General features: G+C 72.0%; 10 protein-coding genes. 6 read left to right on the forward strand and 4 right to left on the reverse strand.

Translation table 11 applies throughout. From position 1 onward, the window contains the following. Positions 1 to 6: 6 nt before the first annotated feature. Entirely contained in the window at positions 7 to 681 is a 675-nt protein-coding gene (locus M8C17_RS28400; protein ID WP_252419633.1) for an NADPH-dependent F420 reductase, read from the reverse strand. 97 nt (positions 682 to 778) lie between these two features. On the opposite strand from M8C17_RS28400, the gene M8C17_RS28405 reads away from it, so the two are divergent. Continuing rightward, positions 779 to 1,633 (forward strand): GNAT family N-acetyltransferase, encoded by an 855-nt coding sequence (locus M8C17_RS28405; protein ID WP_252419634.1) that lies wholly within the window; start codon positions 779 to 781, stop codon positions 1,631 to 1,633. Between the two features lie 25 nt (positions 1,634 to 1,658). On the opposite strand, the gene M8C17_RS28410 is transcribed toward M8C17_RS28405, so the two are convergent. After that, the gene (locus M8C17_RS28410; RefSeq protein WP_252419635.1) at positions 1,659 to 2,150 is read right to left on the reverse strand and encodes a glutathione peroxidase; all 492 of its coding nucleotides are present in this window, start codon (positions 2,148 to 2,150) and stop codon (positions 1,659 to 1,661) included. A 167-nt stretch (positions 2,151 to 2,317) separates the two neighbouring features. Between M8C17_RS28410 and M8C17_RS28415 the strand changes: the two genes are divergently transcribed. The 4 genes from M8C17_RS28415 (at position 2,318) to M8C17_RS28430 (ending at position 7,247) form a co-directional block, all read left to right on the forward strand. Further along, positions 2,318 to 3,931 (forward strand): glycosyl hydrolase family 18 protein, encoded by a 1,614-nt coding sequence (locus M8C17_RS28415; RefSeq protein ID WP_252419636.1) that lies wholly within the window; start codon positions 2,318 to 2,320, stop codon positions 3,929 to 3,931. A 179-nt stretch (positions 3,932 to 4,110) separates the two neighbouring features. Beyond that, on the forward strand, positions 4,111 to 4,620 hold the full coding sequence (locus M8C17_RS28420) for a nuclear transport factor 2 family protein (RefSeq protein WP_252419637.1): 510 nt from the start codon (positions 4,111 to 4,113) through the stop codon (positions 4,618 to 4,620). Between the two features lie 80 nt (positions 4,621 to 4,700). Continuing rightward, positions 4,701 to 6,107: a class II 3-deoxy-7-phosphoheptulonate synthase gene (locus tag M8C17_RS28425; protein ID WP_252419638.1), complete on the forward strand. Its 1,407-nt coding sequence runs from the start codon at positions 4,701 to 4,703 to the stop codon at positions 6,105 to 6,107. Between the two features lie 108 nt (positions 6,108 to 6,215). After that, on the forward strand, positions 6,216 to 7,247 hold the full coding sequence (locus M8C17_RS28430) for a low specificity L-threonine aldolase (protein WP_252419639.1): 1,032 nt from the start codon (positions 6,216 to 6,218) through the stop codon (positions 7,245 to 7,247). A gap of 94 nt (positions 7,248 to 7,341) precedes the next feature. Here the strand turns inward: M8C17_RS28430 and M8C17_RS28435 are convergent, their stop codons facing one another. Next, positions 7,342 to 8,208, reverse strand: a complete 867-nt coding sequence (locus M8C17_RS28435; RefSeq protein WP_252419640.1) for a deoxyribonuclease IV — start codon at positions 8,206 to 8,208, stop codon at positions 7,342 to 7,344. A 1-nt stretch (position 8,209) separates the two neighbouring features. Beyond that, on the reverse strand, positions 8,210 to 10,192 hold the full coding sequence (pknB, locus tag M8C17_RS28440; protein ID WP_252419641.1) for a Stk1 family PASTA domain-containing Ser/Thr kinase: 1,983 nt from the start codon (positions 10,190 to 10,192) through the stop codon (positions 8,210 to 8,212). A gap of 167 nt (positions 10,193 to 10,359) precedes the next feature. On the opposite strand from pknB, the gene M8C17_RS28445 reads away from it, so the two are divergent. Then, positions 10,360 to 10,749, forward strand: coding sequence for an Rv2175c family DNA-binding protein (locus M8C17_RS28445; protein ID WP_252419642.1), 390 nt, complete (start codon positions 10,360 to 10,362; stop codon positions 10,747 to 10,749). Positions 10,750 to 10,800 lie beyond the last annotated feature (51 nt).

Below are 10,800 nucleotides of genomic sequence, written 5' to 3' on the forward strand. Positions count from 1 at the left end.
CGGTGTTCAGCGGGTGGCGGCGGCCAGGGCGGCGCGCAGCCTCTCGGCGTCGCCCGGTGCCGGGTGCTCCCAGTCGGTCGGGGAGGCGGAGTAGAGCGTCCCGTACGCCGGGGTGTCCGGCTGGTAGCGCCACCCCTCGGCGAGCGAACCGGCGTCCACCGCGTCGTAGCCGATCCGATCAAGGAAGGCCGTCACCTCGGCCTTCGCGGCGGGGTCGTCGCCGGCGATCGCGAGAGCGCTGCGGTCGGGGGCGCCGGACGGCCGGGGGAGGGCGGCCAGGCCCTTGAAGTAGATGTTGTTGAAGACCTTGACGATCCGGGCCTCCGGCAGGTGCTGCTGGAGCAGTTCGCTGCTGGTGATCTCGCCGGCGTCCAGCTCCGGGAAGTTCCCGTCGCGCTGCGGGTAGTAGTTGTTGGTGTCCATGACGACCTTGCCGACCAGCGGCTCCACGGGCACCGCCCGGTACGCCTTCAGCGGAACGCTGACCACCACGAGGTCACCGACCTGCGCCGCGTCCTGTGCCGTGCCGGCGCTGGCGTGCGCGCCCAACTCGTTGACCAGGTCGGTGAGCGTCTCCGGGCCCCGCGAGTTGCTCAGCACCACGTCGTAGCCGGCGGCCACCGCCAGTCGGGCCACGGTGCCGCCGATGTTGCCACTGCCGATCAGTCCCACAGTTGTCATGCTCGTTCCCAACTCCGTCCACCCTCGACGCATTCCCGACCGGCACGGTGGGTTATTCCGGTTGCCCGCCGTCGGTCGACTGCGCAGACTGCCGGGCATGCGCTGTCTCGTCGAGGATCTCGCGACCTTCGCCGTCACGGCGGGCGCCTGGCTGCGCCGCGAGCCCGTCCTGCACAACGTACTGCTCACGCTGGTCGCCGACCGGCTCTCCGGGGACGTGCCACTCTCCGGTGACGAACGGTTCGTGCGGGTTGCCGACGGCGGCGCCACGGTGGGTGCGGTGGTGTGGACACCGCCGCGGGGGCCCCTGCTCGGTGCGGCGCCGCCGCCCGCGGCGCGGGCGCTGGCCGAGCACTTCGTCCGGGCGGCGCCGCCGCTTGTCGAGGTGCACGGCCCGGTTCCGGCAGTGGCGGAGTTCGCGCAGCGGTACGCCGAACGCGCCGGCCTGATGGCCGTACCCGGAACCGCGCAGCGGATCTTCCAACTGGACGCGGTCCGGCCGCCGACCGGCGTGCCCGGACGCGCCCGCCCGGCAACCCTCGCGGACCGGGACCTGCTGGTCGAGTGGGCCGCCGCGTTCCTCGTCGAGACGGCGCCCGGCGGCCCGCCCGTCGACCTGTCCGGGCAGGTGGACGCCCGCCTGCCGCACGGGGACCTGCTCTGGCTCTGGGAGTGTGCCGGCGCTCCGGTCTCGACGGCCTGGCTGAGCCGGCCGGTGGCGGGCGTGGTCCGGGTCAGCGGCGTCTACACACCACCCGAGCAGCGCGGACACGGCTTTGCCAGCGGCTGCGTCGCGCACGTCAGCCAGTACGCACTGACCGCCGGCGCGACCAGGTGCACCCTCTACACCGACCGAGCGAATCCCACCAGCACCCGCATCTACCAGACCCTCGGCTACCACCCGCTGGCGGAAGCGACCCAGTGGCGCTTCCCCGCGCCCTCCGATGTGTGATCACCGCGGTTGAGGGCGGTGTGCGTCAGGTTGGGGGCAGCACCTTTTCGACGGCGGCGCGCAGGTCGTCGGCGGTGGGTTCGACCGTCGGGGCGAACCGGGCGGCGACTGTGCCGTCCGGGGCGACCAGGAACTTCTCGAAGTTCCACCGGACGTCCCCGGTGTGCCCGTCGGCGTCCGGGGTGTCCACGAGCGCCGCGTAGAGCGGGTGCCGGTCGGGGCCGTTGACGTCGACCTTCTCGGTCAACGGGAAGGTGACCCCGTAGTTGACCTGGCAGAAGTCGCTGATCTCGGCGGCGCTGCCCGGCTCCTGCCCGGCGAACTGGTTGCAGGGCACGCCGAGCACCACCAGGCCCCGGTCGGCGTAGGAGTCCGCGAGAGCCTGCAGGCCGGCGTACTGCGGGGTGAGGCCGCAGCGGGACGCGACGTTGACCACCAGCAGCGCCTTGCCCCGGTAGCGGGCCAGGTCGGCGGGGCCGCCGTTGAGGGCGTCGATCGGGATGTCGAAGACGGTCATGGCCCGAGGCTACGCGTCGCACCCGAGGGGCCGCTGCCGGGCGGGAGCCGTCGCACTCCACGCACCAGGAGAAATCGAAACATGCACATCTTGACGAAGTGATGACGCCGTGAGTACCGTCTCACCATCTCTTTTGGAAAGTTTCCTAACAGTTCGGGAGACGCCTCATGAAAAGATCGCTCCGCCGGGCCCTCTGGGCCGGTGCCGTGGTCGCCGTGGCCGTCACAGCGGTGCCGATGACCACCGCGTTCGGCGCCGGCACGGTCACCACCACGTTCACCAAGGCACAGGACTGGGGGACCGGTCACGAGACGAGGGTGACCGTCACCAACGGGTCGAGTGCCACGGTCAGCACCTGGCGCATCGAGTTCGACCTGCCGTCGGGCACCACCATCAGCAGTTCCTGGGACGCCGACGTGACCAGCAGCGGCAACCACTACGTCGCGGTCAAGAAGAGCTGGGCCGGCGGGATCGCCCCCGGTGCCTCGTTCAGCTGGGGCTACAACGGCACCGGCGCCTACAAGGCGCCGCTGAACTGCACCATCAACGGCGCGGCATGCGGCGGTGGCACCCCTCCGCCCACCACGCCGCCGCCGACCACGCCGCCGCCCACCACCCCGCCGCCGACCACGCCACCGCCGACCACCCCGCCGCCGACCAATCCCGGTGACAAGAAGGTCGTCGGCTACTTCGCCGAGTGGGGCGTCTACGGCCGCAACTACCACGTCAAGAACATCCAGACCAGCGGCTCGGCCGCCAAGCTGACCCACATCCTGTACGCCTTCGGCAACACCACCGGCGGCCGCTGCGCCATCGGTGACAGCTACGCCGACTACGAGAAGGCGTACACCGCGGCGGACAGCGTCGACGGCGTCGCCGACACGTGGGACCAGCCGCTGCGCGGCAGCTTCAACCAGCTGCGCAAGCTCAAGCAGATGAACCCGCACCTCAAGGTGATCTGGTCCTTCGGCGGTTGGACCTGGTCCGGCGGCTTCACCCAGGCCGCGCAGAACCCGGCCGCCTTCGCCGAGAGCTGCTACAACCTCGTCGAGGACCCGCGCTGGGCGGACGTCTTCGACGGCATCGACGTCGACTGGGAGTACCCCAACGCCTGCGGCCTGACCTGTGACACCAGCGGTCCGAACGCGTTCAAGAACGTGATCAGCGCGCTGCGGTCGAAGTTCGGGTCCAACGCCCTGGTCACCGCCGCGATCACCGCGGACGGCAGCAACGGCGGCAAGATCGACGCCACCGACTACGCCGGTGCCATCGGCAACCTCAACTGGCTGATGCCGATGACCTACGACTACTTCGGCGCGTTCAACGCCCAGGGCCCCACCGCCCCGCACTCGCCGCTCACGTCGTACACCGGCATCCCGCAGCAGGGCTTCAACTCCGACGCGGCGATCCAGAAGCTCAAGAGCAAGGGCGTACCGGCCAACAAGCTGCTGCTCGGCATCGGCTTCTACGGCCGGGGCTGGACCGGCGTCACCCAGGCCGCCCCGGGCGGCAGTGCCACCGGTGCGGCGCCGGGCACCTACGAGGCTGGCATCGAGGACTACAAGGTCCTCAAGAACACCTGCCCGGCCACCGGCACGATCGCCGGCACCGCGTACGCCAAGTGCGGCAGCAACTGGTGGAGCTACGACACCCCGTCGACCATCAACGGCAAGATGACGTACGCGAAGAATCAGGGCCTCGGTGGCGCGTTCTTCTGGGAGCTCTCCGGTGACACCAGCAACGGCGAGCTCATCGGCGCCATCAAGGGCGGTCTCGGCTGAGCCGAGGGCCGACGCACCACCCACACGGCGGGGAGGGGCCCGCACCGTCCCTCCCCGCCCGTGACGTAGCGGCCCGGTCGACGCCCAGCGTCGGCCGGGCCGCCGGCGTTGGGCGGGTCGACCCGGATGTGGCAGACTCGCGGCTCGGCAGTTCGATGTCCCCGTCGACGGAGGTGGCCATGCGCTCGACCCACCGCAGGCTGGCCGTGACCGCCGCCGCGCTGGTGCTCCTGCCGCTCGCCCTGGCCGGTTGCGGGCTCGGCGGTGGCGGCGAGGAGCCGGCCGCCAGGCCCGATCGTGCCCCCGCCGAGGAGGCCGCCACCCGTTCCCGCGAGCGCGTGCAGGCGTACCTCGACGCGATGACCGCCAAGGACGTCGCCGCCGGCCGCAGCCAGCTCTGCGCGCTGCTGCACGACGGGTTCGACCTGAGCGCCACCGGCCCCAACGGCGACTTCGCCGACCACTTCCAGGTGCCCGAGGCGGCCATCACCGACATCCGGTCCGGCCCACGCGGCCAGGAGGTCAGCGTCTCGGTCTCGGTCACCGCCGGCAAGCGCACCGTCACCCGACCGCTGGTGTTCACCGTCACCCGCGACGGCGGCGACTGGTGCATCGCGGGGGAGGCGCCGGGTGGTGCCCCGGCCGCCGGCGCGACGCCGACCGGCGTCGTCCCCTCGCCCGCGTCCTGACCCCGCGCCGGATCTCCCACCGTGCGGAACCGTCCCCCTCGCCGCCCGGGCGTGCCCATGGTCGCCGTACGCTTTCTGTCATGCGCCATGAGTGGCATCAGCTGAGCCATCCCGCCGTGAGCAGCCCGGGCCTGCAGACCAGCCGGCCGACCATCGACTCCGCCGAGGACGCGGCCCTCGGTCTGGACCGCTGGCGGGAGCTGCCCCGCGAGCAGACCCCGCCGTGGTCCGACCCGGCCACCGTCGCCGAGGTCTGCAAGGTGCTCGACACCGTGCCGTCGGTCGTCGCGCCCTACGAGGTGGACCAGCTCCGGCAGAAGCTGGCCCTGGTCTGCGAGGGCAAGGCGTTCCTGCTCCAGGGCGGTGACTGCGCCGAGACCTTCGCCGACAACACCGAGAGTCACCTGCTGGCCAACGCCCGCACGCTGCTCCAGATGGCGATCGTGCTCACCTACGGCGCGTCGCTGCCGGTCGTCAAGGTCGCCCGGGTCGCCGGGCAGTACACGAAGCCCCGCTCACTGCCCACCGACGCGCGCGGCCTGCCCGCCTACCGCGGCGACATGATCAATTCGCTGGAGGCCGATCCGGCCGCCCGGGTCGCCGACCCGCAGCGCATGATCCGGGCGTACGCCAACTCGGCGGCGGCCATGAACATGCTCCGGGCGTACCTCGCCGGAGGACTCGCCGACCTGCACGCGGTGCACGACTGGAACAAGGGCTTCGTGAAGAACTCCCCGGCCGGGGAGCGCTACGAGGCGATCGCCCGGGAGATCGACCGGGCGCTGGCCTTCATCCGGGCCTGCGGCATGACCGACGACGAGGCCCTGCGCACCGTCACCCTCTACTGCTCCCACGAGGCGCTCGCCCTGGAGTACGACCGGGCGCTCACCCGGGTCTCCGACCGCCGGGCGTACGGCCTCTCCGGGCACTTCCTGTGGGTCGGCGAGCGCACCCGGCAGATCACCGGCGCGCACATCGACTTCATCTCCCGGATCGCCAACCCGATCGGCGTCAAGCTCGGCCCGACCACCTCGCCGGACGAGGCGATCGAGCTGTGCGAGAAGCTCAACCCCGACAACGTCCCCGGCCGGCTCACCCTGATCAGCCGGATGGGCAACCACCGGGTGCGCGACGCCCTGCCGCCGATCGTGGCCAAGGTCACCGCGGCCGGCGCCAAGGTGGTCTGGCAGTGCGACCCGATGCACGGCAACACGCACGAGTCGTCCAACGGCTACAAGACCCGGCACTTCGACCGCATCGTCGACGAGGTGCTCGGCTACTTCGAGGTGCACCGGGGGCTGGACACCCACCCCGGTGGCCTGCACGTCGAACTGACCGGCGAGGACGTCACCGAGTGCCTCGGTGGTGCCCAGGGCATCGAGGACCTCGACCTGCCCGACCGGTACGAAACCGCCTGCGACCCGCGACTCAACACCCAGCAGTCGTTGGAGCTGGCCTTCCTGGTGGCGGAGATGCTCCGTGGCTGACGCGAGGAGTGAGCTTGCGAGCCCCGCAGTCGGCAGCCGTAGGGATAATCGTGGCTGACGCGAGGAGTGAGCTTGCGAGCCCCGCAGTCGGCAGCCGAAAGGACAATCGTGGCTGACAATTTCGTGGACCTGCGGTCCGACACGGTGACCCGGCCGACCCCGGGCATGCGGGAGGCGATGGCCGCCGCCGAGGTCGGTGACGACGTCTACGGCGAGGACCCGACCGTCAACGCGCTGGAGACCGAGGTCGCCGCGCTGTTCGGGCACGAGGCGGCGCTGTTCGCCCCGAGCGGGTCGATGGCCAACCAGATCGCCCTGCAACTGCTGGTCCCGCCCGGCGACGAATTGCTCTGCGACGCCGACGCGCACGTCGTCACGTACGAGATCGGCGCCGCGGCCGCGTACGGCGGGATCTCCTCGCGGACCTGGCCTGCCGTCGGCGCGGACATCGACCCGGAGACGGTCGCCGGGATGATCCGGCCGGACGGCTATTTCGCCGTCCCCACCCGGGCGATCGCCGTCGAGCAGACCCACAACCGGGGCGGTGGCGGGGTGATCCCGCTGTCCACGCTGCGGGAGCTGCGCCGGGTCTCCGACGACGCGGGGGTCGCGCTGCACTGCGACGGCGCCCGGATCTGGCACGCGCACGTCGCCGACGGGGTGCCCCTGATCGAGTACGGCCGGCTCTTCGACACGTTGTCGGTCTGCCTCTCCAAGGGCCTCGGTGCACCGGTCGGCTCGCTGGTGGTGGGCAGCAGGGACAAGATCGAACGCGCCCGGCTGATCCGCAAGCGGATGGGCGGCGGCATGCGTCAGGCCGGCATCCTCGCCGCCGCCGGCCGGTACGCGCTCGCGCACCACGTCGACCGGCTGGCCGAGGACCACGCCAAGGCCGCCCGGCTCGCCGAGGCGGTCGCGCCGTTCGGCGTGCTCGCCACCACGGTCCGCACCAACCTGGTCCCGCTGGACCTCACCAAGCACGCGCTGGACGCGCGCTCCCTGGCCGCCGCCGCGCGCGCCGAGGGCGTCCTGATCTCGGTGCTCGGCCCGCGTACCGCCCGCCTGGTCACCCACCTGGACCTCGACGACGCCGGCATCGACCGCGCCACCAAGGTCCTGACCAAGGTCCTCTCCGCCTGATCCCCCCGCCCCCCGCACTGCCTGGATTGATCAAGAGGTTTGCGTCAGGTTCCGGTCTCCGGATGACGCAAACCTCTTGATCAACAGGGTGGATTTAGGGGCGGAGGCGGGTGAGGGTGGCGATGTCGGCGGCGTGGCCGAGCTGCTTCTCGCTGGGGGTCTCCACGACGATCGGGACGCCGGCGGTGGCCGGGTGGGCCATCAGCTCGGCGAAGGCGGGCTCGCCGATGGTGCCCTTGCCGATGTTCTCGTGCCGGTCCCGGGTGGAGCCGCACAGGTCCTTCGAGTCGTTGGCGTGCACCAGCCGCAGCCGGTCCGCTCCCACCGTGGCCACCAGCGTGTCCAGGGTCGCCGTCATCCCGCCCTCGGCGGCCAGGTCGTGCCCGGCGGCCCAGGCGTGGCAGGTGTCGAAGCACACCCCCAGCATGGGGTGCCGGTCCACCGCGTCCAGGTACGGCCCGAGCTGCTCCACCCGGGAGGCGAGCGACCGCCCGCCGCCCGCGCTCGGTTCGACCAGCAGCATCGGCCCGCCGACCTCGGCGGCCCAGTCCAGCAGCGGCAGCAGCTCCTGGCGGACCTGCCGCATCGCCGCCTCGGCGTACCCCTCGTCGACGGAACTGCCCGCGTGGAACACCACCGCCCGGGCGCCGATCGCGACGCCCCGACGCAGCGCGTGCGCCAGCGTCTGCGTCGACCGCTCGACGGTGGCCGGTGTGGGCGAGCCCAGGTTGACCAGCAGCGAGGCGTGGATGAAGGCGGGGATGCCCCGCTCGGCGCAACCGTCGCGGAACAGCGCGTCCTGCGCCGGGTCGCCGGCGGGCAGCGCCCAGCCCCGCGAGTTGGAGACGTAGACCTGCACCACCTCGGCGCTGGTCGCGTCGGCGTACGGCAGGGCGGCCTTGGCCAGCCCTCCGGAGGTGGAGGTGTGCGTGCCGACAGGTCGGGAGTGGGTCACCGGCATCTCAGAGACACCCGATGGTGACCTGGGTGCCCGGCGGCACCTGCGAGTTCTCGCCCGGGTTCTGGAACCGGACCACGGCGTTCGGGTTGAACTGGATCGCCACCGGGAAGCCCTGACTCTCCAGCACCTGCTTGGCCTGCGGGCAGGGCAGGTCGACCACCCGGGGCACCACCACCAGCGGCGGACCCTTGCTGATCTCCAGCTTGACCTCGGTGCCCTTCTCCACGCCGGAGCCGTCGGCTGGGCTCTGACCCAGGATCTCGTCCTTGGGCTTGTCGGAGTCCTTGTACGTCTCCACCGGCACCAGGTTGAGCTGGGCCAGGGTCGCCCGGGCATCGGTCAGGCTCTTGCCGACGAGGTTCGGCACCGACACCGGCGCCCGACCCCGGCTCAGGATGAGGGTGATCTTCGCGCCCGGTTTGACCTCGGTGCCCACCTTGGGGGAGCTGTCCACCACGACACCGGCCGGCAGGCTGTCGTCGTAGCGTGCGGTGCCCTTGGCCACCACCAGCTTCGCGTTGACCAGGTCCGCCTCGGCCAGCTCGAACTCCTTGCCGATCACGTCCGGCACCGGGAAGCGCTCCGGGCCGAGGGAGAGGGTCAGCGTGATCGTGCCGCCCTTGACGATCTTGGTGGTCGACGTCGGGTCCTGCCCCAGCACGCTGTCCTTCGGGGCCTTCTCGTCGTAGCGCGGCTCGTCAAAGGCCAGGGTGAGCCCGGCGCGGTCGGCCTGCGCCTGCGCCTCGGCCTTGCTCAGACTGACCAACTGCGGGGCGGCCGTGTAGCGGCCGACGCCGAACCACCAGCCGCCGACCGCGGCCATCAGACCCAGCACGACCACCACGGCCGCGACCGCCAGCCGGCCCTGCGGGTTGCCCATCACCGTGCTGCGCAGCTCGGCGAGCCGGGACCACGGGCTCTCCGCCGGCTCCGGGGCAGCCCGCCGCCGACCCGGCCCCTGGCCGCCCTCGGGCAGCCGGGCCCAGGACGGGCGTTCGGCCGGACGGACCGTGGCGACCATCATCGTCGGCTGGGAGACCGGCGGCTCGTCGGTCACCCGGCGCAGCACGGCGGTACGGCTGTTGGCGTCGCCCAGGTTCTCCCGGGCCGCCTGCACCTGGGCCAGCAGCGCACCGGCGTCGGCGGGCCGGGCGTCGGGATCGCGTCGGGTGGCGCGCTGCACCAGGTCGTCGAGGACCGACGGCAGGCCGGGGACCAGCGTCGAGGGCGCCGGTACGTCCCGGTCGACGTGCTGCCAGGCGACGTCCACCGGGCGGTCCCCGTCGTAGGGCACCCGGCCCGTGAGCATCTCGAACAGCACGATGCCCGCCGAGTAGACGTCCGTGCGCGGATCGGCCCGGCCCTCGGTGACCAGCTCCGGGGCGACGTACGCCACGGTGGCCATCAGCTGGTTGCCCTGCTCCTCGTCGGCGCTGGCCTCGACAGCCCGGGCCAACCCGAAGTCGGCCACCTTGACGACGCTGTCCACCAGGTTGGCGACGCCACCGGTGGGCGCCTCGGCGACCAGCACGTTCTCCGGCTTGACGTCGCGGTGCACCAGGCCGGCCCGGTGCGCGGCGGCGATCGCGGCGAGCATCTGCTCGGCGATGGCCAGCACCTCGTCGGGGTTGAGCCGGCGTCGCTCGGCCAGCACGTCGCGCAGCGTACGGCCGCGCACGTACTCCATCACCAGGTACGGCAGGCCGGCGTGGGTGCCCTGGTCGTAGACCGCCACCACGTTCGGATGGGTCAGCCGGGCGATGGTCTTCGCCTCGTCGGTGAACCGGGTCACGAAGTTGGCGATCCGCGCCCGGGCCTCGGGGGCCTGGGTCGGGTGGATGATCTTTACGGCGACGGTGCGCTCGAGGCGTTCGTCGGTGGCGGTGTACACGGTCGCCATGCCGCCACGGGCCACGCGACCGCGAATGCGGTAGCGCCCGTCGATCAGCGAGCCCAGCAACGTGTCGGCGACCTGTGTGTCCATCGGCAGGGAGTCTATGTGTCCAGGGGGCGAAGGTTGAACAGGATGCTACAGCCCGGGTAAGGAACTGGTCCGTCCCGCCGCGTTCGCCGCTCCCGTCCCGCCGGGTCGGGGCCGGTCATCCGGGGTGCCGGTGGCCCGTCCGGCCGGTGGCGTGGCAGGGTGATCGGGTGACCGAACCCGTACCCGACGAGGCCGTGCCCGGCCTCGAACTCGCCGGACCCGCCGACCCGGCCGCCTGGCTCACCCTGCCCGACGTCGCCGAGCGCCTCGACGTGTCGATCAGCAAGGTGCACCAGATGATCCGCGACCGGGAGCTGCTGGCGGTCCGCCGCGACGGCGTCCGCCGGGTGCCGGCGGACCTGGTGGCCAACCAGACCGTGCTCAAGCACCTGCCCGGTGTGCTCAACCTGCTCGCCGACAACGGCTACGACGACGAGGCCGCGCTGCGCTGGCTCTACGAGCCGGACGACACCCTCCCCGGTGCCACCCCGGCGGCCGCCCTCTCCGGCGACCAGGCCCGCGAAGTCAAACGCCGAGCCCAAGCCCTGGGCTTCTAACGCCCTCAACCCCGCTTCCCCCCGCGTCGATCATGAAGTTGGCGACGTCCG

It is taken from the genome of Micromonospora sp. RHAY321, from assembly GCF_023896955.1.
Classification (GTDB): domain Bacteria; phylum Actinomycetota; class Actinomycetes; order Mycobacteriales; family Micromonosporaceae; genus Micromonospora.